Genomic DNA, 26,617 nt, shown 5'->3' with positions numbered 1-26,617 from the left:
GTTAGCATGCGTCTCTTGGATGCATCTTTTAGATGATGGCAGACAGCTTACCTAAGCTTTTACCGACTTGCTAGTCATGCTTCACCAAAATGTCATAAAAAAGGTCGCCTAATGGCGACCTTAATCATTAGCACACAATAAAGTTAACCTTTAATGCGTTTGTGTAACTCTTGCACTGAGGTCACTTTGATACGATCATCTGCAGCATGCGCTAAACACGTCGCAAAAGCGGCATTTAATGTCGTAGTGTAATTTACCTTATAGCGCAATGCTCCACGGCGGATCTGGCGAGAGTCTTCAATGGCTTGACGACCTTCTGTGGTGTTAACAATGTAGGTATATTCACCATTCTTAATACGATCAAGAATGTGTGGACGACCTTCATGTACCTTGTTAACTAAACGAGGATTAATCCCAGCTTCACCCAAGATAATGGCGGTACCATGAGTGGCATCAATTTGATAACCTAGCTCAATTAACTTAGAGGCTAAATCAGCAACACGTTTTTTATCACTATTACGCACAGATAATAACGCACGACCAGACTTAGGTACTTCAGATGTGGCACCCAGTTGTGCTTTTGCATACGCTTCAGCAAAAGTATCGCCAACGCCCATCACTTCACCAGTTGATCGCATTTCAGGACCTAACAGTGGATCAACACCTGGGAACTTGTTAAATGGCAATACCACTTCTTTGACAGAGAAATAAGGTGGGATCACTTCTTTGGTAAAGTTTTGTGAAATCAGGCTTTGGCCAACCATGACACGCGCGGCAATTTTAGCTAAAGGAACACCTGTCGCTTTAGACACAAACGGGACGGTACGGGCTGCACGTGGATTAACTTCAATCATATAGATTTCGTTATCTTTTACCGCAAACTGCACGTTCATTAAGCCGATTACGCCTAACTCAAAAGCCAATTTAGAGACTTGGTCACGCATTCTCGCCTGAACATCAGCACTTAAGGTATAAGGTGGTAATGAACAACCTGAGTCACCAGAGTGAACCCCTGCTTGTTCAATGTGCTCCATAATGGCGCCAACCACCACAGTTTCACCGTCACATACAGCATCTATATCCACTTCAATGGCATCATCTAAGAAGTGATCAAGTAATACTGGTGATGCATTAGAGACTTTAACCGCTTCATTAAAGTAGCGCAGTAAATCTTGCTTGTCGTAGACGATTTCCATCGCACGGCCGCCCAACACATAAGATGGACGAACTACCAGTGGATAACCGATAATTTCAGCTTCAATCACCGCACTTTCAACCGTCGTCACGGTAGCATTTTCAGGCTGCTTCATGTTTAAACGTTGAATCGCTTGTTGGAAGCGTTCACGGTCTTCTGCACGGTCAATCGCATCAGGACTGGTACCGATAATCGGTACGCCTGCGGCTTCTAATTCTCGCGCGAGTTTAAGCGGGGTTTGACCACCGTATTGTACGATTACGCCTTTTGGCTTTTCGATACGCACGATTTCGAGCACATCTTCTAACGTTACAGGCTCAAAGTACAAGCGATCAGATGTGTCGTAGTCGGTTGATACCGTTTCAGGGTTACAGTTAACCATGATGGTTTCATAACCGTCTTCGCGTAATGCTAATGCCGCATGGACACAACAGTAATCGAACTCAATACCTTGTCCGATACGATTCGGTCCACCACCCAGAATCATGATTTTTTCACGGTTCGATGGGTTAGCTTCACACTCTTCTTCATAGGTTGAATACATGTAAGCTGTATCAGTTGAAAATTCAGCAGCACAAGTATCTACACGCTTATAAACTGGGTGAATTTCATGGCGATGACGTAGTTTACGAATTTCACTTTCATTGACACCTAACACATCGGCTAAACGCGCATCAGAGAAACCTTTACGCTTTAATTGGCGTAAGTAGTTTTTCTCTAAACCTGACATACCCAGTTCAGCGACTTTCGCTTCTTGGTTAATCAAATCTTCGATTTGAACCAAGAACCAATGGTCAATATTAGTCAATGTGAAAATATCGTCACGACTTAACCCTGCACGGAATGCATCAGCGATGTACCAAATACGATCACAACCCGGCTCTTTTAATTCATGACGAATACGTTGCATAGCTTCGGGTGATTGTAAATCAACAACCGAATCAAAACCGTTACGACCCACTTCAAGGCCGCGTAAGGCTTTTTGCAATGACTCTTGGAAAGTACGGCCAATAGCCATTACTTCACCCACAGACTTCATTTGCGTCGTTAAGCGGTCATTTGCACCAGCAAACTTTTCAAAATTAAAACGCGGTATTTTGGTGACAACGTAGTCGATAGCAGGCTCGAACGATGCGGGTGTTTTACCACCAGTAATGTCGTTACTTAGCTCGTCTAATGTGTAACCGACAGCCAGTTTTGCGGCGATTTTAGCAATCGGAAAACCAGTCGCTTTAGAGGCTAATGCAGATGAACGAGATACGCGTGGATTCATCTCAATAATGACCATACGGCCCGTATCAGGACAAATACCAAACTGTACGTTTGAACCACCGGTTTCAACACCAATTTCACGCAATACGGCTAAAGAAGCGTTTCGCATTAATTGATATTCTTTGTCGGTAAGGGTTTGTGCTGGCGCAACGGTAATTGAGTCACCGGTGTGAACACCCATTGGGTCAAAGTTTTCGATAGCACAGACGATAATACAGTTATCGTTGCGGTCACGAACCACTTCCATCTCATATTCTTTCCAACCAATTAATGATTCATCAATCAATAATTCGTTAGTTGGCGACAAGTCTAAGCCTTGAGAACAAATCTCTTCAAACTCTTCTTTGTTGTAAGCAATCCCCCCGCCGCTACCACCCATGGTGAAAGACGGACGAATGATACAGGGAAAGCCCACCATATCTAATACGCCATAAGCTTCATCCATGTTATGCGCAATTCCAGCACGAGGACAATCTAACCCAATAGATTTCATCGCTTTGTCGAAACGACTGCGGTCTTCAGCTTTATCAATCGCATCCGCTGTCGCACCAATCATTTCAACATTAAACTCTTTTAGCACTCCTTTTGCTTCAAGCTGAAGGGCGCAGTTCAGTGCAGTTTGTCCACCCATAGTCGGTAGAATTGCATCAGGACGCTCCTTGGCAATGATGTTGCGTACCACTTCCCAATGTATTGGTTCGATATACGTTGCATCGGCCATTTCAGGGTCGGTCATAATGGTCGCAGGATTAGAGTTGACCAAAATGACACGATAGCCTTCTTCACGAAGCGCTTTACAGGCTTGCGCACCTGAATAATCAAACTCACACGCCTGACCAATAACAATTGGACCGGCACCTAGGATAAGAATACTTTTTATATCTGTACGTTTTGGCATTGCGTCGTCTTCTCCCAGATAACTACTTAGCGTGCTGACGGTATTGTTCAATGAGCTCGATAAAATGATCGAACAGTGGCGCGGCATCGGTTGGGCCTGGACTCGCTTCAGGGTGACCCTGAAAACTAAATGCAGGCTTGTCAGATAGATGAATACCTTGTAATGAACCATCAAATAATGACTTGTGAGTCACCTTAATGTTAGCCGGTAACGTGGTTTCATCGGCAGCAAAACCGTGGTTTTGACTGGTGATCATCACGCTGCCATTTTTAAGATTGCTCACTGGATGGTTTGCACCATGGTGACCAAATTTCATTTTTAAGGTTTTAGCACCAGAGGCAAGCGCTAATAATTGGTGACCTAGACAAATGCCAAATACAGGGATCTCTGTTGTTAATATTTGTTGAATCGCTGTAATGGCGTAGTCGCATGGCTCAGGATCGCCAGGTCCGTTTGATAGGAACACCCCATCTGGGTTCATCGCAAGTACATCGGCAGCAGAGGTTTGCGCGGGTACTACAGTCACATCACAACCACGATCAACCAACATACGCAAAATATTACGTTTTACACCGTAATCGTACGCGACAATTTTATATTTGAGTTCCGCTTCTGGTGTTTCAGACGGTAAACCACCGACTAATTTCCAGCTACCCATGCGCCATGTATACGCTTTATCGGTGGTCACTTCTTTGGCTAAATCCATGCCTTTTAGCCCTGGGAACGCTTTCGCGGCTGCCAGAGCTTTCGCTTCATCTAGGTCGCCGACCATAATACAACCGGCTTGAGCGCCTTTTTCACGCAAAATTCGAGTGAGTTTGCGAGTATCAATATCAGCAATACCAACCACATTATTCGCTTTTAAATAATCGCTTAATGATTGTTGGTTGCGGAAATTACTCGCCATAAGCGGTAAGTCACGAATAATTAAGCCACATGCATGAACCGAATCCGATTCTGTGTCTTCATCATTAGTACCTGTGTTACCGATGTGAGGATAGGTTAATGTTACTATTTGGCGTGAATATGAAGGATCCGTAAGGATCTCTTGGTAACCTGTCATTGAAGTATTAAATACCACTTCACCAACAGATATACCTGTAGCACCAATTGCGGTGCCAGAGAATACGGTTCCATCTTCGAGTACGAGTAAGGCAGACTGTGTCAACGCGACCTCCAGAAAAGAGCCAAGCCACTTAAATTAGGTGTTTTTATTTTGCACTATTTTTATTTTGCATTAAGATATCAATTTTCATTACATTACGAAATTTTGACAAATTCTAGCGAGTCTATAAGAAATTAACTTTTACGTCTATATTTTGTCGGATTGTTTTCAAAAAAAAACACCAACGAGTGGTGTTTTTATTATCTAGTTCAATCCTAATACTTGCTGCATGTCATACAGACCTGCATTTTGATCTGAGAGCCAAAAAGCCGCCCTCATCGCCCCATTAGCAAAGGTCATCCTGCTCGTTGCTTTATGGGTTATTTCCAACCGTTCGCCCATATCAGCGAACATAGCGGTGTGTTCACCCACAATGTCACCAGCACGAACCGTTGCAAAACCAATGGTATTACGTTCGCGTTCACCGGTAATACCTTCACGTCCAAATACCGCACATTGCTCTAAATCACGACCCAATGTTTGGGCTATAATTTCACCCATTTTAAGCGCGGTACCTGACGGGGCATCTTTTTTATGCCGATGATGGGCTTCGATTATTTCGATATCGGTATAATCACCCATGACTTCTGTCGTCAGTGCGAGCAATTTCCACATCACATTCACACCAACAGACATATTAGGCGCTAACACCACGGGTACTTGTTCTGAATAGGCACCAATTAGCGTTTTTTGAGCATGATTAAAGCCTGTGGTACCGATCACGATTGCTTTGTGATTTTTCGCACACCAATCAAGATAAATAATTGAAGATTCTGGTGAGGTAAAATCGATCAGTACGTCAAAGTCATTAACAACACTATCAAGTGAATCGGTAATAGCAACATTCATTGCGCCGACACCAGCGAGTTCACCAGCATCAACACCAATTAGACTTGACCCGGTACGATCAATAGCAGCGCCAAGTACTATGACTTCTTGCTGTTTAGCAGATTCAATCAGTGTACGGCCCATACGGCCACTGGCACCAACTACAGCAATTCTCACTTTTGCAGTCATTTATTTCTCCCAGTTTTAACTAAAGGTAAACACAAAAACAGCATATACAAAAACGCCTAAGTTAACTTAGGCGTTTTTAATAACTAGATAATTTCTAACAACTCAATTTCGAATACCAAAGCTGAGTAAGGCGGGATTGATGCACCCGCGCCGCGCTCACCGTAAGCTAAGTGATGCGGGACATATAATTTAAGCTTAGTGCCAATAGGCATTAACTGTAATGCTTCAGTCCAACCGGCAATCACGCCAGATACTGGAAACTCAGCAGGCTGGTCACGAGCAACAGAGCTGTCGAATACATCACCACTGATAAAAGTACCATGGTAGTGAGTACGTACAGTTGAATCGTAAGTTGGTTTTTCGCCGTCACCTTGTACAAGCACTTCGTATTGAAGGCCAGACTCAGTTACCGTAATATCATCACGATTTGCGTTTTCTGTTAAGAATGCCTCACCTTCAGCAGCAGCTTCTTCTGCAGCAGCTTCTTGCTCTTCTTGTAAACGACGACTAATTTCAGTAAATGCAACTTGAAGCTCTTCCATTGATACTGCGCTTTCTTTACCGGCAAATGCATCAGCAAGACCAGCCTGAACGGCAGGGATATCAATACCTTCAAAAGAGTTTGCTGCTAGTTGCTCGCCCATTTGACGACCTACACCGTAGCTAGCATGCTGTTCCATTGTGCTGAACAAATCTGACATAATAATTTTCTCTCAATAAACATAAAAAATTCGCACCAGAGTTTATCACAATTAACTGCGTCAATGTTGGCAAAAAACGCTATTTAACGTGAGCCATTTTACACTCAGTCAAAGACTGTTTCCTTGCCTGTGTATAAAGCGGCATCACTTGATTTTGTGCCGCTTGCAAGTCTTCAATGCGATGACTGTGTGACGGATGCGTCGACAACAGCTCTGGCCCTTGCGCACCACCCGCTTTGGCCATGTTTTGCCACAAGGTAATACTTTGGTTAGGATTAAAGCCCGCTTTAGCCATTAACTCAAGACCGACGATATCAGCTTCTGATTCTTGGCTGCGACCAAAGGGTAAAATAATCCCCACTTTAGCCCCTAACCCAAGTCCGGCCATATACAGATCTTTATTGGCAACTCCCGATGCCCCAATAGCAGCATCCGCAGCCTGCATACCCAGCCCTGTTAGCTGGGCACGAGACACTTGCTCGTTACTATGTTGGGCTAATACATGGGCCACTTCATGTCCCATTACAGTAGCAAGCTGATCTTGGTTAACCGCGACGTTTAATAATCCACTATATACGCCAATGTGACCGCCGGGCAATGCAAATGCATTCACTTGATCTGATTCAAATAATACTACGTCCCATTGTTGCGACTGAACGGGTAATACTGCCGTAATACGCTTGGCAACACAGTTTACATAGTGGGTTTGCGCTTGGTTTTGACTTATTTTTTCAGTTTTCTTCATGGTCTCAAACGACTGAGCGCCCATCTGCTGCATCTGCGTATCAGAAAAAAGCAAGGTTTGCCCTCGACCTGTCGGCGATTGATTATTCACACAGCCAACTAATAAAGAAGTCAACAACATACTGAGTACTAACGGTTTCATCTGGTAAATCCTTATACTATTCACTTGCCATAGCGGTCAGTAAAATAATTATAGTCATTGATTATGGATAAGCGATGACTCATTTTACTGGGCAAACGTGTTATTGCCAAATGACAATGTCATTATGAGTGGCAGTCGAGACTAGATTACTGAGTATCAATTAAATCAATTAGGTCTTTTTATGGGGTGTAAAGTCACGAATACTGCGTTTGTTGGTTGTGCGTCGATTAGCTTGTTTGTCGCGAGGCGGACGTTTACTGCTTGAGTCGCTCGGTTTATCTGTCACCGGAAAACCCACTAATGCTTGCAAAGGTAATGCCTTTTGTGTCAACGCACGAATGGCATTTAAGCTTTCCATTTCACTATGACTCACCAAAGATATTGCAACACCTTGCAACCCAGCTCGGGCAGTACGGCCTATTCGATGGACATATACAGGAGCACTATTGGGTAAGTTAGCGTTTATCACCACAGGTAACGCTTCAATATCGATCCCACGAGCGAGTAAATCCGTTGCCACTAATACACTCACTTTTTGGGCTTTAAAATCAGCCAATGTCTGTCGGCGTAATGTTTGATCTTTATCGCCGTGAAGCGCGGCAGATGAAATTCCGGCTTTGAGTAGCTTTTTGGTTAATGAATCAGCATCATCTTTAGCATTAATAAACACTAAAACTTGCGACCATTGATGTTGATTAATCAAATTAATCAAGGCTTGTGCCTTGCTGCCTTTATTGACTAAATACAATTGTTGCTCAATTTCATCCACGGCGCTATTCAGGACGTTTGCTTCAATTCTTTGGCAGTTTTTGGACAAGACTTGCTGGGTTAATTGCACTAATGGCTCTGGAAATGTTGCTGAAAATAATAATGTCTGTCTGTTTGGCATTAGCGCTAATAGCTTGGTGATATCGGCTATAAATCCCATATCGAGTAAACGATCGGCTTCATCAAGCACTAATCGTTTTACTGAGCTCAAATCCACTATTTTCTGCTGGGTCAATTCCAATAACCGCCCCGGTGTAGCCACTATAATGTCTGCAGGCTTGTGTAAACGATCAACTTGTAACGATTGTAATTCTCCTCCGCAAAGCAAATCCATTGTGATATCAAGCGCCATTGCTATAGGGTTAAGAGTATCATGCACCTGTGAAGCCAGCTCTCTGGTTGGCACAATGACTAAAGCCTGTATTGCCGTTATATCGGCATTAACCTGGGCATTAACAGTCTGCAGTAAAGGGAGACCATAAGCATAGGTTTTGCCACTGCCAGTCTGCGCCAAGGCTAGTACATCTTTTCCGGCCAAAATAGCTGGAATAGCCAGAGTTTGAATACGAGTCGGCTCGTGGAGCCTTGCCGGTAATGCAGACAGTAAAGCAGGAGATAACGCTAAGGTTGAAAAAGGCATGGGATTATCACTAAGTGAACAATGGACGAAGTCTACTGAGGACGGTTGCAGAAGTAAAATAACTCACTATAAATAAAAAGGTTGCTTACCCTTGAGGTAAACAACCTTAATCGTCGTACGAGATAAAATAGGGCTATTAGCTATTTAAGTCTTGAAAAAAACTTTTAACCCCATCAAAAAAACCTTCTGCTTTTGGGCTATGTTTTTTTGATTCACCGGTTAATGTCGCTTCAAACTCCCGCAGTAACTCTTTTTGCGTGTCATTCAGATTAACAGGTGTTTCCATTACGACTTTGCACAACAAGTCGCCTACTGCATGGCTGCGAACTGACTTGACCCCTTTACCGCGTAAACGGAACATACGCCCAGTTTGAGTTTCTGTTGGGATCTTAAGGCTAACTTTGCCATCTAAGGTTGGTACTTCAATCTCGCCGCCTAATGCCGCTTTACTAAATGAAATAGGCACTTCACAGTATAGATTGTTGGCATCACGGGTAAAGATAGCGTGTTCACGTACACTGACCTGAACATATAAATCACCAGGAGGAGCGCCAAACTCGCCCGCTTCACCTTCACTGGTCAAACGAATGCGGTCACCCGTATCAACACCGGCTGGAATTTTAACTGACAGTGTTTTACTTTGTTCAACACGGCCTTCACCATGACATTTGCCACAAGGATCTTTAATGATTTTACCGCGACCATGACAAGTAGGACAGGCTTGCTGAACAGCAAAAAAGCCTTGGCGCATTTGTACTTGGCCTTGGCCATGACAAGTACCACAGGTGCTTGCCGAGGTACCTTTTTTAGCACCACTACCGTCACATAAATCACACGCGGCTAATGTCGGAATTCGCAGCTCTTTGGTCAATCCTCGTACGGCTTCTTCCAAAGACAATTCAAGGTTGTAACGTAAATCACTGCCTCGTGCAGCTTGACGTTGACCACCTCGGCGGCCACCACCAAAAATATCGCCGAAAACATCACCGAAGATGTCGCCAAAATCACCTTGGCCACCGCCGTGTCCACCACGATTAGGATCGACACCTGCATGACCAAATTGATCATAAGCCGCTTTCTTGTCGCTGTCGGTTAAAATTTCGTACGCTTCTTTAATTTCTTTAAAGCTGGCTTCTGCGGCTTTGTCACCCGGATTACGGTCAGGGTGAAATTTCATCGCTAAGCGTTTGTACGCTTTTTTAATTTCGCGTTCACTGGTGTCTCGTCCAACACCTAGAACTTCGTAATAATCACGCTTTGACATAGTGTTCAGTTTCTCGAAGGTGTGAGTAATTTGATAAACTTAATTTATACAAACGGGCGTTTGAGGATAACCCCAACGCCCGCTTTAATAGTAACTAACTGAAATTGCTAATTACTTTTTGTCTTCTTTAACTTCTTCGAACTCAGCATCAACAACATCATCAGCAGGCTTATCTTGGCCAGCATCTTGCGCTTGACCTTCTGCATCACCTTGAGCTTTAGCTTGAGCAATTTCCATTAGCTTAGCAGACGCTTCGATCAGACCTTGAGTCGCGGTATCAATGGCTTCTTTATCTTTGCCTTTAATGGCCGTTTCTAAAGTGGCGATTGCCGCTTCAATCTTTTCTTTTTCGTCGCTAGCTAACGCATCACCGGCTTCTTCAACTTGTTTTTTAGTTGAATGAGCTAAGCCATCGGCTTGGTTACGTGCATGAACTAACTCTTCAAATTTCGCATCTTCATCAGCATGAGCTTCTGCGTCACGTACCATTTGTTCAACTTCTTCATCAGACAAACCTGAAGAGGCTTTAATGGTGATGTTTTGTTTCTTACCTGTTTTCTTGTCTGTTGCAGACACATGTAAGATACCATCAGCATCGATGTCGAACATCACTTCTACTTGTGGTTGGCCACGTGGTGCTGGCTCAATACCTTCAAGGTTGAATTGACCTAATGACTTGTTCGCACTTGCTTGCTTACGCTCACCTTGAAGTACATGGATAGTCACGGCACTTTGGTTGTCGTCAGCGGTTGAGAATACTTGCTGAGCTTTAGTCGGGATAGTGGTGTTCTTCTCGATAAGCTTAGTCATCACACTGCCCATGGTTTCAATACCAAGAGATAGTGGTGTAACGTCAAGTAGAAGTACGTCTTTCACTTCACCAGAAAGTACGCCAGCTTGAATGGCTGCGCCAACGGCAACCGCTTCATCTGGGTTAACGTCTTTACGTGGCTCTTTGCCGAAGAAGTTAGTGACCGCTTCTTGTACTTTAGGCATACGAGTCTGACCACCAACAAGAATCACTTCATTGATGTCTGAAATTGATAAATCAGCATCAGCTAAGGCAACTTTTAACGGCTCTAGAGTACGTTGAATTAAGTCTTCAACCAATGACTCTAACTTGGCACGGGTAATTTTAACCACTAAGTGCTTAGGACCTGTTGCATCGGCTGTGATGTAAGGTAAGTTGACTTCAGTGTGGTTAGTGCTTGAAAGTTCGATTTTTGCTTTTTCAGCGGCTTCTTTCAAACGTTGCATAGCCAATGGATCGCGACGTAGATCTAAACCTTGGTCTTTTTTGAACTCATCGGCTAAATAGTTGATCAAACGGTTATCAAAGTCTTCACCACCTAAGTGAGTGTCACCATTGGTTGCTAACACTTCAAATGTTTGATCGCCATCATTGCTGTCGATTTCGATGATAGAGATATCGAATGTACCACCACCTAAGTCGTATACTGCAACAACGTTATCGCCTTGCTTCTTATCGATACCGTATGCAAGAGCAGCAGCAGTAGGCTCGTTGATGATACGCTTAACATCAAGACCTGCGATACGACCGGCATCTTTCGTTGCTTGACGTTGTGAATCGTTAAAGTAAGCAGGAACAGTAATAACCGCTTCGGTTACTTCTTCACCTAAAAAGTCTTCTGCTGTTTTCTTCATCTTTTTCAAGATTTCAGCAGAAACTTGTGGTGGTGCCATTTTATTTCCACGTGACTCAACCCATGCATCACCATTATCAGCTCCGATAATTTTGAATGGCATGATGTTCACATCACGTTGAACTTCGTCATCTTTAAAACGACGTCCAATTAAACGCTTAATGGCGAAAAAGGTGTTTGTTGGGTTGGTTACCGCTTGACGCTTGGCAGGTTGGCCAACAATAATTTCATCTTCGGTATAAGCGATGATTGATGGGGTTGTACGCTCACCCTCTGCGTTTTCGATTACGCGTGCTTTGCCGCCATCAAGGACTGCAACACACGAGTTTGTTGTGCCTAAATCGATACCAATAATTTTGCCCATGGGGTCCTCCGGAATTGACGTTATTCGTCGCTAATATGTTATTTGATGTTGATATGGGGATGATCAGCAAGTATTTCAAGCATTTTGTTACTTAACTTGAGATTCATAATTGACCACTCATATCAGCCTTGATACCTATATTGGGACAACAAAGTGAATTACAAGGGGATAAGTAAAATTTATCATCTAAAATTTATCATCAATTGCAGATATCGTTATAGCGCCAAGCTAAGTAAGTAAAGGGATATTATTTATCAATGCCATTGGCGGCTTAAGTGACCATAATAGTGAAAGCAACAACCGTGAGGTCAGCCCAATCGGGTACTGATATGATTTAGGCGCGGTATTATTATGGGCGACAGTGGCGACCGCCTTTTAAGTGCATTCGTTTTTTTAGCTCGTTACAACGGAGGTTGGTCGCAGTATTAACCTTAATAATGGCGTTGTTAATTATTCTGCCGTTTTAGCAATTTAATCCTCAACCGACAATATTAGCGCTAGGGTACTTTTAACACCGGTATTATTGATTGGTATTATTAATTGGAGGTTGAATTAGATACTAGGTTCTAGTGTCGCTGCTATAGCGGACTACGTCCTGCTAGTTCGCTACGCGGATAGAGCGCTGCGCTTCTAGAGCGGACTGCGTCCTGCTAGGGACAGCTTCGCTGCTAAGATCCTAGGCCGCTATGCGGATAGGCTGTTGATTTTATAGAATCTAGCAGCGAAGCGCTCTAGCCTCTAGGCCTATTACTTTTAGCTTATATAAAATCTAGCTGCTAGGCCTTTATTGTCATAAGCAACGCAAACAACACCGGTTATTGTCTACTGGTATAATCCCCCCAAGCTAGCCACTTATACGTGGTCAGTGCATCTAACCCCATCGGACCTCGGGCATGCAGCTTCTGCGTACTCACGGCCACTTCGGCGCCAAGGCCAAACTGTGAACCATCAGTAAAACGAGTACTGGCATTAACATACACAGCCGCTGAATCAACTCGGTTCAAAAAGTCACTCGCCGTATGAATGTTATCCGTTAAAATGGCCTCAGAATGCCCAGTAGAATATTGACGAATATGCGCCACAGCTTCGTCAATATGATTGACGATTTTGATCCCTAATGTGAGCGATAACCACTCGGTTGAGAATGACTCATCATGTGCCGGTGTCACCTCAAAACCTAACCCCTCAAGATAAGGTAAGGAGCTTGCACAAGCATGGAAGCGAACGCCCAACGAGTGCAAATGTGATGCTATATTGGGAATAAACTCGGCAGCAACGTGTTGATGTACTAACAAAGTATCCAGTGCATTACACACAGTAGGGCGCTGAACCTTAGCGTTGGCAATCACCTCGATTGCGCGCACTAAATCGGCTTGCTTATCGACAAATAAATGACAAATACCAATGCCACCTAAAATCACCGGAATACTCGACTGCTCAGCACACAATCGCTGCAGATTATGGCCACCGCGAGGAATAATCATATCCACATATTTGTCGAGTCTAAGTAAGCCGCTAACAAGACTACGCTCTGGTGAATCGATTAGCTGTACAGCATCTTTAGGCAAGTCTTCGCTAACAAGCGCATCACGGATCACGTCACTTAATACTTTATTTGTGGTTAAGGTTTCTTTACCGCCACGCAAAATCACTGCATTACCGGTTTTTAATGCTAACACGGCTATATCCACAGTGACATTTGGGCGAGCCTCATAAATAACCCCCACCACACCTACTGGCACACTGCGACGAGTTAATCGTAAGCTGTTATCTAATACCCGACTTTCAGCTTCTTTGCCGATAGGATCAGCCAGTGCGATAACATTATCAATGTCGGTAATAATAGCGCCCAAGCGCCCCTCATCAAGCATCAATCTGTCTATCATAGCTTCAGTTAAACCATTTTGTTTCGCCGCGGCAACATCTTGCGCATTCGCTTGTAAAATATCATTTTTACGCAGTGCTAAGCGATCGGCAATTGTCATTAATAATACCGATTTTTGTTTAGGGGTTAAACTCGCTAAGATAAAACTTGCTGCCTTAGCGCGTTGCCCTAATTGGGTTAAATATTCTGTTTCTGAGGCTGACATCTGCTTATCCTTAATTATCAAGTATGACCATATCATTGCGATGAACCACTGCATCACCGTAGTTATAGCCTAGTAAACTTTCTATCTCATCAGAGTGTTTACCGCTAATTTTGGTTAGATCATTGGCACAATATCGACTAATTCCTTTAGCCAAAATCTTGCCTGTTTGATTAACAATGAGTAAGGTCGCACCACGCTCAAAATGACCTTCAATATCAACAATACCTTTTGATAATAAGCTGCGACCATTAGCAACCACCGCGACAGAGGCGCCGGCATCAACAATTAATTTCCCTTGTGATGCGGGGCCAGCAAGGATCCATTGTTTACGACTCTCTAATGGGTTTTCTATCGCACTAAAATGAGTGCCAACCGACTCCCTAGCAGCCACTTTGGCAATCACATCAGGGTGATGTCCAGACGCTATCACGACTTCGATGCCTGCACGGCGCGCCACATCGGCCGCTTCTAGTTTAGTTGCCATCCCGCCGGTGCCAAGTCCGGAAACAGAGCCGCCAGCCAGTAAACGTAAACTGTCATCAATATTGACGACTTGTTTAATCAATTGCGCATTAGGATGAGTGCGAGGATCGGCATCAAATAAGCCTTTTTGATCAGTGAGTAAGATGAGTAAGTCAGCATCACAGAGCAGTGCGGCCCGCGCAGACAAATTATCATTATCACCGACTTTAATCTCATTGGTTGCGACGGCATCATTTTCGTTAATAATAGGGATAATATTATGCGCTAATAATGCATTTAAGGTGTCGCGGGCATTAAGGTAACGTTCGCGATCTTGTAAATCTGCACGCGTTAATAATAGTTGGCCAACTTGTAAACCATAAATACTGAATAATTGTGACCACGCCAAAATTAACTGACCTTGACCCACAGCAGCAAGTAACTGTTTGTTCGCCATAGTATCGGGCAACACCGGATAATGTAAATGCTCTCGCCCAGCAGCAATAGCACCCGATGTACACAAAACCACCTCAATGCCTGAACGCATAAGCGAAGCCATTTGCCTGGCTAATTCAACCATATGTGCTCTATCAAGCTTCTTACTGCCAGATGTCAGCACACTGGTACCCAACTTAACTACTACGCGGCGATAACCCATTTGTTTTACTCAATTTACCAAAACATTCAGTCCATTTTTATACCTAATTCACTCGATAATTCATAGTAAAAGCCGCTAATAGTAGATTATTTATCTAGATTAACCTCGGCTCGGGATAATAAACGGTTATCAAACAGTTCTTTGCCCCGCTAACTGCATTGCATTGACTTGCAATAGGCCGGCTATTGATGCGTCAATACGCCTTATTAGAAAAACAAAAAAAGGGCTATTAGCCCTTTTTTTATTGGCCTTCGCCAATTTATTACCGTTTGCCCATATTCATGGGATGCCCGTTAACCATAAATAAACTTGGCAATAAACAATGCCGCCACCACTAGAATACCTGAATTTAAATCTTTAAAACGCCCTGTCAGCAATTTGATCACCGCATAAGAAATAAACCCAAGACCAATAGCATTGGCAATAGAAAAAGTTAACGGCATTAATAAGCAAGTGACTACTACAGGAGCCGCTTCAGTTATATCGTCCCAATCAACATTCACTAACCCCGACATCATTAAGATAGCAACATAAAACAATGTCCCTGTTGTCGCATAAGCTGGCACCATAGCGGCTAAGGGCGAGAAAAATAATGACGCTATAAATAACAATCCAACGACTACTGCGGTTAAACCAGTACGACCGCCGGCACTCACCCCAGCAATACTTTCAATGTAGCTCGTGGTGGTTGATGTACCCAATGCTGCACCGGTAATGGTGGCAACGCTATCGGCGGTTAAAGCACGTTTTACACGAGGTAAACGCCCTTTTTCATCAAGTAATCCACCGCGTTGTGCAACAGCAATTAGGGTGCCTGATGTGTCAAATAGATCGACAAACAAAAAGGCAAACACCACAGATAGCATGCTCACTTCTAATACACTCGACAGGTCCATTTTCATAAATGTCGGTGCGATAGACGGTGGCATAGCCATTAACCCTTGATACTGCACATCACCAAAAAAGATGCCTAAAATCGTCACGATCAGAATACTGAAAATAACCGCGGCCTTTAGACCGCGATGAACCATGGCAATAATCAAGAAAAAACTTAACGCAGCCATCACAGCAGGAAACGAAGTAATATCCCCCATGGTCACTAACGTAGCCGGACTTGCTATCACAATCCCAGCATTTTTTAAGCCTATTAACGCTAAAAACAACCCAATACCGGCCGCAATACCAAAACGCAACGACATAGGAATACTATTGACAATCCATTCACGAATTCTGACTAAGGATAAAATCAAGAAGCACACCCCAGACATAAACACAGCGCCAAGTGCGGTTTCCCAGCTATAACCCATTTCCCCTACAACCGTGTAAGTAAAAAAGGCATTCAGTCCCATACCGGGGGCTAATGCAATAGGATAATTTGCCAATAACCCCATGACTAAACAACCAATCGCTGCGGCTAAACATGTTGCAACAAATACCGCACCATGGTCCATCCCGGCATCAGCAAGCATCATAGGGTTGACAAAAATGATGTAGGCCATTGTTAAAAAGGTAGTAAGTCCGGCCACAGCCTCTTGCTTAAGACTTGTGTTGTTCTGTTTAAGTTTAAATAATTTTTCTAACATGGAACGCGGTTCCTTGGGCAAAGGTTAAAATTGAATTAATAGCGTTAATAGTTTTGACAGTGTTATTAGCTACAGATGAGGATGCGGTAAGCCATATACCGCTTAACATTGTCACTACGTCGACATCTTTACAGAGGGCTTACTTTAATGCGGGGGAATTATAAGTACTTACGACCTTGATAGCTATAAATAGCCTTTTTCCTGAAAGATTTCAGTTTTTTATATAGCGCACGAAACTGCGACAATTCAGCTAATAACATCCTAAATCAATGCCGCTAACACTAAAACGATCCCAAATCACTACAACTAAATTATCACACCAAAATTGGGACAAAAAAAAGCCTACTCAATAGAGTAGGCAGACATGTTACAAGCATCCCATATGGGGAGAGGAAAACTAGCATCACTTAACATGATGAGGCGATAAATTAATTTACCACCCTGTCTAAAAACGTCAAACAAGACGAACAAAAGGTTGATGAATATTAAAACGACGTAAAGAGGGTCAATTCTTAACGTTTCATGGCGAATATACCGCCACGTAAAACGGTTACATCAGCAAACCAAGTGTTTTGCCAATAAAATTTGCTGTTACCTGTATAAGACATGGTCTTCTCCTGAATAATGTAAAGTTGCATAAACCTAGTAAAGCTTGGCTCGATTCCCTGGAACGTACATTTCTCAAATCCATTGAGACAACTTGTCACTCAGATCCTTGGAGGCTATATCCATCCTGGATTAACTAGAGCCGACAACCACAATGCTTGTCGACCCGATGAATTATACCGAACTGTAATTAAATTACAAGTATTATCGGCTTTAATTCACAAAAAACGCATTAAAAGTGACTTTATTACATTAAACCCGGATTATAATTATGTAATTATATTGTAAATAGCATGTTTTATTTATATTAAAATCTATAATATCATGCACTTAATAAGGTATTTACCACAACTTAGACAAGTGTAATAAAGCAACCAAAGGGCTTGCCGTTGGCTTACCATAGAGAGGATCGCCCTCAACAGCACTGCCAGCAATATCAATATGAGTGAATGCCAGTGTTGTTTGCATTAGTCCAGAGGCTTTTATTAAGAATGCTGCAGGATATTGATGTCCGCGAGCCGTAATTGAAGACGGTCCATTATTAGAAGACACCACATCGGCAACGCCATTTTTATCGGCAACCTTGTCAAAATCCTCAGTGCGTAAGCGAGAGACCTCGAACGGCTCACCCCATAATTCACCCACGTCTGCTAATAATGCGGCGACGCCTTGCTGTTTAGCGGCGCTATTTTCAACTAATGCTGGATAACCACCGTACGCGCGCACGACGTGACCGGTTAATGTTGCCAACGAAAATAATTGTGGATTCACAGCTGTTTGTGCCTGTATACGCAAATGTGATAACAAGTCAGCTAACACTAAACGACCTTCGGCATCAGTATTACCTATGCGAACTCGTACACCCGCATGGCTAGTAATAATTTCATCGGTGACAAACGCATCACTGCCGATACTATTTCTAACCAACCCAAGCTCTGCAACCACTTTGATACCTTTAGGTTTAAGTATCGACAATGCTTTCATTAATCCGGCGACAGCAGCTGCACCGCCTTTATCACGACTCATACCTGCCATAGAACCGGCCACTTTAATGTCAGCCCCGCCAGTATCGTAAATCACCCCTTTGCCCGCAAAGAATAACGTTTTTGTTATTGTTCCTTCGCCAACATATTCAAGCTTTACCACTCGAGGATGATGACGTTCAACCCCAAATGAGCTTCTGCCAACCGCACTCAATAGGGGATATTGCGCCTTCAACTGCTCCACTTGATCAATCACAGACACAGCTAAACCGCTATCAGCAAAAGCATCAATACAATATTGTGCAAACCCAATAGCGGACATCCGCTCAGGCTCTGTACCGCAGAGATCGCGTGCCAACACTCGCCCGGACTCCGCAGCATTAAGTAACATACTGTGTGCCGATGTATTCAATAATCCGATAGCCTCTAAACTTGGTAGTAATGACTTTGCTTCTCGCGCCTCTAAGGGTTGCCATAGCTCTTGCCCACACGCCAATGCTGCAACTTGTTCTGCATAGACAAAACGTTTATCGCTCACGGCGGGGACCACTAACAAAGGTTTAATGGCTCCCGCTGCTTTGGCAATGGCAATACCTTCTCGGGCGGCTTTAGCAAAAATTCTGACATCGCTGTACTCGTTAACGCTATCGGTCACGGGCGAGATAATCAAGCGACCGCCGGCTAAGCCAGGTGCAAATAATAGTGTTGCACTTTTACCGACACGCATATCGATTTGACTGGCGTGCGCCGCCAGTAAACTGATTTCATCTTGCTTAATCTCAGCCAAACTTGTCGCGACGACGACTACCGCATCCCAACCTTCACCTTCAAAAATGGCTTCATCACTGGCGACATCAATAATGGGCACTTGAAATGCAGTAACAGCTTTGTTTGCTTGGTTCATAAAAAATCCTTAATCAATGGGTATACCGGTAGATTGATGGGTTCATAATTATTTACAGGTTTTGTGGACTAAACCTTGGCAAATTGATATCGCAATATCAAGTAACCGCGCAGAATATGTTAAAATAAATGACATTATATTTTGTGTCGTATATCGACTAAATTCATCTTAGAGGGCGTTTCGTGACTGCATTAACTCAATTATATCCTCAGCCTCTTTGGCAATGGTTCGAACAAATTTGCGCTATTCCACATCCATCAAAACATGAACATGCGTTGTCGCAACACATTCAACAGTGGGCAAAAGCCCAAGGCCTTGAGGTTGTTGAAGACAAAGTAGGTAATTTAATCATCCGTAAGCCTGCCACTGCTGGAATGGAAAACTGTAAAATAGTGGTATTGCAAGCACACATTGATATGGTGCCACAAAAAAATACTGACAAAGTACATAACTTTGAAACGGACCCAATTGAAGCCTATGTTGATGGTGATTGGGTTAAAGCCAGAGGGACAACGTTAGGATCAGATAACGGCATTGGTATGTCTTCAGCGCTTGCGGTATTAGGCAGTAAAGACATCAAGCATGGGCCACTGGAAGTACTGCTCACCATTGATGAAGAAGCCGGTATGACAGGTGCTTTTGGTTTAGAAGCAGGTTACCTTGATGCAGACATCTTGATCAACACCGATTCTGAACAAGAAGGTGAAATTTACATGGGTTGTGCAGGCGGAGTTGATGCACATATCAGCGTACCTATGTCATGGCAAGCCCCTGAACACACAAATAGCAGTTTTCAGCTGACATTAGCTGGACTTAAAGGCGGTCATTCAGGGGTGAACATTCACCTTGGTCGCGCCAATGCAAACAAACTACTTGCCCGCTTTTTGTTTAAACACAGTGATGAACTGGCATTAGAACTTGTCAGCTTTAGCGGTGGCTCATTACGTAATGCCATTCCGCGTGAAGCCCATATCAGCTTTATGCTTCCTGCTGAAAATGTTGATAAATTACATCAAGCGATGGAGGCTTTCCAAGCATTAGTAAGACAAGAGCTCGCGCTCGTCGATCCAGCAATGGTGCTCAGCCTAGAGTCCATTGACGCCCCCACCAAAGTGATGGATGAAGAGGCACAAAATACCTTAATCGACTTATTGCATGCGAGCCCTAACGGCGTGATCCGCATGAGTGATGAAGTTCAAGGTGTGACTGAAACCTCGCTTAATATCGGCGTGATCAGTACCGAAGATGAAAGCGTTGAAGTCTTGTGTCTTATTCGCTCGCTAATCGATTCTGGTCGTGAAGAAGTCACAGGAATGCTCACCGCTCTGACTAATTTGTCGGGTGCAAGCATTGACCTAAGTGGTGCTTATCCCGGTTGGAAGCCAGATACAAGCTCACCCATTATGGCGATTGTGCGTGAAACTTATAACGACATTTATAAAAAAGACCCAACCATCATGGTGATCCATGCTGGTCTTGAATGTGGCTTATTTAAACAACCTTATCCACTTATGGACATGGTCTCAATTGGGCCAACCATTCGCTATCCCCATAGCCCTGATGAAATGGTCAACATCACCACCGTTGGTCAGTACTGGCAATTGCTACTTGCGGTACTAGAGCGTATTCCAGCTAAAGATGCTTAATCCGTTTTAGTGATGACGTTATCAACACAATAAACAAATTAAAAGGCGACAATAATGTCGCCTTTTAATTTTTGTATTGTTCCAGTGTTAAAACTGTAAATCGAGCTGGGTGATTTTATCCGCACCATTATCTGTCGCTGCCAACGTCACGTCGGCTAAACCAACACTCACGCCAATCAAACGAATACCCCGCCCTTGGCTACGCTGCAAAGCTTGTTGCAGCAAGTCATGAAACAAGTTAATCGAAATCTCATCACTGCGATGCTCGATTGTGGTCTGTTTAAAATCATTAAATTTAAGCTTAACAACCTGTTTGTGGATCTGTCGGTCTTTAGCACTGCGATGTACCCGAGCACTGAGTTCTTGAATAAGCTGTGGTAACACTTGATGACATTGTTCTAAGGTAAAAATATCCTTGGCTAAGGTGGTTTCAACCCCAACAGACTTACGCACTCGGTGTGGACTAATTTGCCTTGAGTCGATCCCTTGTGCACGCTCAGCCAACACATGGCCAAATTTACCGAAAGCCTTAATTAATTGAGCCTTAGGATATTGTTGCACGTCATAACAAGTGGTTAAGCCAATATCGGCTAACTTTTTTGAAGTAACCTTGCCAACGCCAGGAATTTTACTCAGTGGCAAGTCTTTTACAAAATCACTAATTTGATTAGGGGTGATCACATATTGACCATTGGGCTTATTTAAATCGGAAGCGATTTTGGCTAAAAACTTAATCGGTGCAATACCCGCTGAAGCCGTTAATCCTGTGGCCTCAAAAATATCGTTGCGAATGGCTTTAGCAATTAATGTGGCACTGCCTTGGTGAACGTTGCAATCGCTGACATCAAGGTAAGCCTCATCTAAAGATAATGGCTCAACGAGATCTGTGTATCGATGAAAAATCTCACGAATTTGCAATGAAACCGATTTATACACTTCCATGCGTCCAGGCACTAAAATTAACAGCGGACACAACTGCAGTGCATGATAACTGGACATCGCGCTACGCACCCCAAATTGACGGGCCTCATAACTGCATGTGCTTATTACACCTCGGCGATCACTTCTGCCACCGACAGCAATAGCTTTGCCTCGTAGTTCAGGAAAATCTCGCATTTCAACGGCAGCGAAGTAGCAATCCATATCGATGTGAATGATTTTACGCATTCTATGACCATCATCATTAACTCAATTACCATGATGATACTGTATATATAAACAGTATTCAATCATTGTCTCACTGACACAAAAAAGCCCAAACTCAGTTGGGCTTTAGTAAATGGTAACCTGTATCAATGGATACGTTACATTTTGGTCTGTAAATAATTCTGTAAACCAACCATCTCAATCAGACCTAATTGCTTTTCTAACCAGTACATGTGATCAGACTCAGTGTCATCCAACAACACCTCTAAAATTTCGCGAGTTTGATAATCACTTTTGTCTTCGCATAGCGCGATCACCTTACGTAAATGATCAGCAACATGATATTCATAGGCTAAATCACTTTTAAACATTTCTTGCACATCTTTACCAATGTTCAACGCTTCACGACTGGCAACATCGGGAGTGCCTTCAAGAAATAAAATCCGTTGGACTAATTTAGCAGCATGCAACTTTTCGTCGTCTGACTCGTGCAAAATTCGGGTATACAGTTCGTTGAATCCCCAGTCTTCGTACATATGAGCATGGACGAAATATTGATCCATGGCAGACAACTCGCCGGTTAATAAACTATTTAGTGCATCGATGACTTCTGGATGGCCTTTCATGATAATTTCCTATTAGTCGTTAATTTGTGATTGAAGATAATTTTGAATACCCGTTTGATTGATAAGCTCTTGTTGCGACTCAATCCAATCTAAATGTTCTTCTTCATCTTCGAGTAAATCTTCAAATAAATCGCGGCTAACATAATCTTGCTGAGTTTCGCATACCTTAATGGCTTCACGCAAAAGCGCAATTTGTGCTGTTATAGCCGCCAGATCGCAGTTGAGCATTTCTTCAGCATGCTCACCGATACGCAATTTATCTAATTGTTGCAGATTAGGTAAACCTTCAAGAAACAATACACGTTCAATCAGCTTATCAGCATGCTTCATGTCTTCAATCGATTTTTTATATTCTTTCTCATTAAGCTTTTCCAATCCCCAATGTTTAAACATGCGTGCATGTAAAAAGTATTGGTTAATGGCAGTCAGCTCACAGGTAAGTACTCGATTGAGTTGGCTAATGACTTTAGGATGACCTTTCATAGTAATGCCCTCGATAAATAACGTGATCTAGATCAATTACAAATAGAATAAAACACTATAGGGGAAAAGGCAAATTTTCCTTTCTTTTCACACACTTACTATTGATAACCATTATCATTATAACTAAGATTTGTAACTCACTAGTAATACACAAACATAAAAAAAGCCTTCAAAATGAAGGCTCTTTACAAAGCATTAGTTTGGTAACCTAGGCTTTAAATGACAAACGTCGTTAAATAATTCGATTTTGATTAAGCAACTCATTTCGAGCTTGCTCTTTTTCCATACGGCGTTTGCGGCTATCACATGGGTCGTCACAGTCACACGCCTTCTCAATACCTAAAACGCCTAAGCCACCACAACTGCCTGCTACGGCTTTCTTCTTTACAATATAACCCACAGACATAAATAAAAAGAACAATAATAATACTACAAACGCTGCAATAAATGTGCTCATCACAAACTCCAATTAACTCATTTAGATTAGGGTACTACTAGTTGAATCAATCAGTCGTTTAATCAACTAGTTTAAAAATAAGGAACCTACTCAAGATACGATTTAAACGCATCGCTGTAATAGACCTGATATCCCTGCTCTTGCTTCTCAATTAACATTACGGCTAAATTTTTCTCTCTAGCAAGTGTCAATGAAGCTTGTGTACCTAACACCATCATGGCCGTTGCATATCCATCCGCTGTCATACAACTAGAGTGTAACACGGTTGCAGAAGCAAGTTGATGCTTTATCGGGTAACCGTTACGAGGATCAATTAGATGTGAAAAGCGTTCGCCATTGTCTTGATAAAAGTTACGATAATCACCCGATGTTGCTAATGACATAGTCCCGGGCTCAATCACTTGCTGCACCGCTTGTCCTTCGCTTGTTGGCTGTTCTACTGCAACTCGCCAGGCGACATTATGGGCTTTAGTGCCTTTAACATTCAGTTCACCACCAATTTCGACTAAATAACCAGACACGTGATATTTGTCTAATATTGATGCAATTTTATCGACACCAAACCCTTTTGCTATTGAGGATAAATCAACATACAAGTCTGCATTGTGCTTAATTAATGTTAAGCCTTTTATCGACAGTTCCTTGATCCCCATCTTAGCTTTAGCGGCGTCAATTTGAGCTTGAGTCGGGATCGTTGTAGGCCGCTTATCGGGGCCAAACCCCCACAGGTTAATCACTGGCCCTAAGGTGATATCTAACGCACCATCAGTCTCTTGATAAAGACGCATGCCCTCTTTTATGACTTTAATAGTATCGGCCGATACTTTAACGCTTTGCTGTACTTGCAATTGATTAAACTTAGACAGTTCTGAGTCATGTCGGTAAGTCGACATTTGATTGTTAACCACGTCCAATGCCATATCAATTTCGGCTTGTAATAATTGTGGTCCTGGCAAGCTGCCATTGGGGACCACTTTAATATGATAAGTGGTCCCCATGGTACTACCAGATAATGAAATAATCGGATCTGGTGAGCTGCAGCTACTGGTCAATAATATTGGCAGTAACAATATTGGCAGTAACACTTGCTTGATTGATTTTACAGTCATCTCAAATTTACACTTGTATTAAATGAACAAAAAAAATTGCAGCGTGCAAGACTCGTGTTTGACCACCCTGTCTGCACTGCTGCAATTTAATGACTTACATGTCAATGTTATAAGTTAACGCATTAACCACCAAAATCATCTAATAAGATGTTTTCGTCTTCGACACCTAAATCTTTTAGCATACCAATAACCGCTGCGTTCATCATTGGAGGTCCACACATGTAAAACTCACAATCTTCTGGCGCATCATGGTCACGTAAGTAGTTTTCATACAATACGTTATGAATGAAGCCTGTATAACCAGTCCAGTTATCTTCAGCTTGCGGATCCGATAACGCTACATGCCATTTGAAATTTTCATTTTCAGCCGCTAAGCCGTCAAAATCTTCAACGTAGAACATTTCACGTTGCGAACGCGCACCGTACCAGAAGCTAATCTTACGTTTAGATTTAAGACGCTTTAACTGATCGAAAATGTGTGAACGCATTGGGGCCATACCGGCACCACCACCAATGAATACCATTTCCGCATCGGAGTCTTTAGCAAAGAACTCACCAAATGGACCAGAAATAGTCACTTTATCGCCAGCTTTTAAGCTCCAAATATACGAAGACATTTTACCACAAGGCAAGGTTAAATTACGTGGCGGTGGCGTAGCAATACGCACGTTTAACATAATTATGCCAAACTCTTCTGGGTAGTTAGCCATAGAGTAAGCACGAATAGTTTCTTCGTCTACTTTTGATTCTAACTTAAAGAAACCAAAGTGTTCCCAATCGCCACGGTACTTATCAGGCACTTCAAACTCAGCATATTTAATATGATGAGCAGGCGCTTCAATCTGAATATAACCACCGGCACGGAAAGGCACGGTTTCGCCATCAGGGATTTGCAGCTTAAGTTCTTTAATGAAGGTCGCTTTGTTATCGTTAGAGACAACGTCACATTCCCATTTTTTGATGCCGAATATTTCTTCATCAAGCTCAATTTCCATGTCAGTTTTCACGTTTACCTGACAAGATAAACGACACCCCTGACGGGCTTCGCCTTTACTAATGTGGTCAAGTTCAGTGGGTAGAATATCACCACCACCAGACATAATGTTGACACGACACTGGCCACAAGAGCCACCGCCACCACAAGCACTTGAAATGAAGATACCGTTGTCGGCTAAAACGCCAAGTAACTTGCCGCCAGCACCTGTTGTAATTGTTTTATCTGCGTTGCCGTTAATACCAATCATGATATCACCGCTTGCCACCAGTTTTGATTTAGCGAATAAAATCACTAATACCAACACTAAGACAATCACAGTAAACATACTCACACCTAGATAGACATCTAGTGGAGTAGATTCAAGAATACCCATTCACTTATCCTTAAAGGTTCAAATTAATGTGTCGACTCAGTGACTCTTACAGAGAAACACCTGAGAATGACATGAAACCTAGAGCCATAAGGCCTGCTGAAACGAAGGTTATACCTAGGCCACGTAAGCCATTTGGCACGTCAGAATATTTCATCTTTTCACGAATACCGGCTAACAATACAATTGCTAATGCCCAACCAATACCTGAGCCGATACCAAATACTACGCTCTCGCCAAGGTTATAATCACGCTCTACCATGAAAGAGACTGCACCAAAAATTGCACAGTTCACGGTAATTAAAGGTAAGAAAATACCTAACGCGTTGTACAAAGGTGGGAAATATTTGTCTAACGCCATTTCCAAAATTTGTACCAATGCTGCAATCACACCGATAAAGGTGATGAACTTCAAGAAGCTCAAATCAGCTTCAGGCAAACCAGCCCAAGCTAATGCGCCTGGAGCGAGTAAACTTTGATAAATAATTTGGTTAGCAGGAACCGAAATAGCCAGTACCACAATAACGGCAACACCAAGTCCCATCGCAGTAGTCACTTTCTTTGATACCGCTAAGAAAGTACACATACCTAAGAAGAACGCTAGCGCCATGTTTTCAATGAAAATTGAACGAATTAATAAACTAATATAATGTTCCATTGCGT

At 42.9% G+C, this 26,617-nt stretch carries 20 protein-coding genes; 1 reads left to right on the top strand and 19 read right to left on the bottom strand.

Translation table 11 applies throughout. The features are described 5' to 3' along the window. Window positions 1–143: 143 nt before the first annotated feature. The 12 genes from carB to AAEZ02_RS08565 all read right to left on the bottom strand — a co-directional run bounded on the left by carB (window position 144) and on the right by AAEZ02_RS08565 (window position 19,120). The gene (carB, locus tag AAEZ02_RS08620; protein WP_124012081.1) at window positions 144–3,365 is read right to left on the bottom strand and encodes a carbamoyl-phosphate synthase large subunit; all 3,222 of its coding nucleotides are present in this window, start codon (window positions 3,363–3,365) and stop codon (window positions 144–146) included. A 22-nt stretch (window positions 3,366–3,387) separates the two neighbouring features. Next, window positions 3,388–4,545: a glutamine-hydrolyzing carbamoyl-phosphate synthase small subunit gene (gene carA / locus AAEZ02_RS08615; protein ID WP_124012082.1), complete on the bottom strand. Its 1,158-nt coding sequence runs from the start codon at window positions 4,543–4,545 to the stop codon at window positions 3,388–3,390. A 189-nt stretch (window positions 4,546–4,734) separates the two neighbouring features. Continuing rightward, window positions 4,735–5,547, bottom strand: coding sequence for a 4-hydroxy-tetrahydrodipicolinate reductase (gene dapB, locus AAEZ02_RS08610; protein WP_124012083.1), 813 nt, complete (start codon window positions 5,545–5,547; stop codon window positions 4,735–4,737). 83 nt (window positions 5,548–5,630) lie between these two features. Continuing rightward, window positions 5,631–6,248 carry a BamJ family beta-barrel-assembly machinery protein gene (gene bamJ / locus AAEZ02_RS08605; RefSeq protein ID WP_101032529.1) on the bottom strand — a complete coding sequence of 206 codons (618 nt, stop codon included), beginning with the start codon at window positions 6,246–6,248 and terminating at the stop codon, window positions 5,631–5,633. 79 nt (window positions 6,249–6,327) lie between these two features. Continuing rightward, entirely contained in the window at window positions 6,328–7,134 is an 807-nt protein-coding gene (locus AAEZ02_RS08600; protein WP_124012084.1) for a M48 family metallopeptidase, read from the bottom strand. Between the two features lie 169 nt (window positions 7,135–7,303). After that, on the bottom strand, window positions 7,304–8,542 hold the full coding sequence (locus AAEZ02_RS08595) for a DEAD/DEAH box helicase (protein ID WP_124012085.1): 1,239 nt from the start codon (window positions 8,540–8,542) through the stop codon (window positions 7,304–7,306). Between the two features lie 136 nt (window positions 8,543–8,678). Next, a complete protein-coding gene (gene dnaJ / locus AAEZ02_RS08590) occupies window positions 8,679–9,806 on the bottom strand; it encodes a molecular chaperone DnaJ (protein WP_101032532.1) in 1,128 nt (375 codons plus the stop codon). Window positions 9,807–9,917: 111 nt separating this feature from the next. Next, a complete protein-coding gene (gene dnaK / locus AAEZ02_RS08585) occupies window positions 9,918–11,834 on the bottom strand; it encodes a molecular chaperone DnaK (RefSeq protein WP_124012086.1) in 1,917 nt (638 codons plus the stop codon). 815 nt (window positions 11,835–12,649) lie between these two features. Continuing rightward, window positions 12,650–13,924, bottom strand: coding sequence for a glutamate-5-semialdehyde dehydrogenase (locus tag AAEZ02_RS08580; RefSeq protein WP_351122763.1), 1,275 nt, complete (start codon window positions 13,922–13,924; stop codon window positions 12,650–12,652). Between the two features lie 10 nt (window positions 13,925–13,934). Beyond that, window positions 13,935–15,044, bottom strand: a complete 1,110-nt coding sequence (gene proB, locus AAEZ02_RS08575) for a glutamate 5-kinase (RefSeq protein ID WP_101032535.1) — start codon at window positions 15,042–15,044, stop codon at window positions 13,935–13,937. 293 nt (window positions 15,045–15,337) lie between these two features. Continuing rightward, window positions 15,338–16,627, bottom strand: coding sequence for an NCS2 family permease (locus tag AAEZ02_RS08570; protein WP_101032536.1), 1,290 nt, complete (start codon window positions 16,625–16,627; stop codon window positions 15,338–15,340). Between the two features lie 948 nt (window positions 16,628–17,575). Beyond that, entirely contained in the window at window positions 17,576–19,120 is a 1,545-nt protein-coding gene (locus AAEZ02_RS08565; protein ID WP_351077000.1) for a M17 family metallopeptidase, read from the bottom strand. Window positions 19,121–19,302: 182 nt separating this feature from the next. On the opposite strand from AAEZ02_RS08565, the gene AAEZ02_RS08560 reads away from it, so the two are divergent. Beyond that, on the top strand, window positions 19,303–20,766 hold the full coding sequence (locus AAEZ02_RS08560) for an aminoacyl-histidine dipeptidase (RefSeq protein WP_124012089.1): 1,464 nt from the start codon (window positions 19,303–19,305) through the stop codon (window positions 20,764–20,766). 87 nt (window positions 20,767–20,853) lie between these two features. Here the strand turns inward: AAEZ02_RS08560 and dinB are convergent, their stop codons facing one another. From dinB to nqrE, 7 genes are all read right to left on the bottom strand, one after another. After that, entirely contained in the window at window positions 20,854–21,933 is a 1,080-nt protein-coding gene (gene dinB / locus AAEZ02_RS08555; protein WP_124012090.1) for a DNA polymerase IV, read from the bottom strand. A 137-nt stretch (window positions 21,934–22,070) separates the two neighbouring features. Then, window positions 22,071–22,538 carry a bacterioferritin gene (bfr, locus tag AAEZ02_RS08550; RefSeq protein WP_124012091.1) on the bottom strand — a complete coding sequence of 156 codons (468 nt, stop codon included), beginning with the start codon at window positions 22,536–22,538 and terminating at the stop codon, window positions 22,071–22,073. Between the two features lie 12 nt (window positions 22,539–22,550). After that, the gene (gene bfr / locus AAEZ02_RS08545) at window positions 22,551–23,021 is read right to left on the bottom strand and encodes a bacterioferritin (RefSeq protein ID WP_101032541.1); all 471 of its coding nucleotides are present in this window, start codon (window positions 23,019–23,021) and stop codon (window positions 22,551–22,553) included. 232 nt (window positions 23,022–23,253) lie between these two features. Continuing rightward, window positions 23,254–23,478 (bottom strand): (Na+)-NQR maturation NqrM, encoded by a 225-nt coding sequence (gene nqrM / locus AAEZ02_RS08540; protein ID WP_101032542.1) that lies wholly within the window; start codon window positions 23,476–23,478, stop codon window positions 23,254–23,256. A gap of 86 nt (window positions 23,479–23,564) precedes the next feature. Next, entirely contained in the window at window positions 23,565–24,587 is a 1,023-nt protein-coding gene (locus AAEZ02_RS08535) for an FAD:protein FMN transferase (RefSeq protein ID WP_124012092.1), read from the bottom strand. A gap of 122 nt (window positions 24,588–24,709) precedes the next feature. Then, window positions 24,710–25,957 (bottom strand): NADH:ubiquinone reductase (Na(+)-transporting) subunit F, encoded by a 1,248-nt coding sequence (gene nqrF, locus AAEZ02_RS08530; RefSeq protein ID WP_124012093.1) that lies wholly within the window; start codon window positions 25,955–25,957, stop codon window positions 24,710–24,712. Window positions 25,958–26,003: 46 nt separating this feature from the next. Next, complete coding sequence (gene nqrE / locus AAEZ02_RS08525) at window positions 26,004–26,612, bottom strand: NADH:ubiquinone reductase (Na(+)-transporting) subunit E (protein ID WP_101032545.1); 609 nt, start codon at window positions 26,610–26,612, stop codon at window positions 26,004–26,006. Window positions 26,613–26,617: the final 5 nt, after the last annotated feature.

The sequence above is a fragment of the Shewanella sp. T24-MNA-CIBAN-0130 genome (assembly GCF_040310185.1).
GTDB classification, from domain to species: Bacteria; Pseudomonadota; Gammaproteobacteria; order Enterobacterales; family Shewanellaceae; genus Shewanella; species Shewanella psychromarinicola.
The sequence above is the reverse complement of the archived record's forward strand: the minus strand, read 5'-3'. Positions and strand labels throughout refer to the sequence as shown.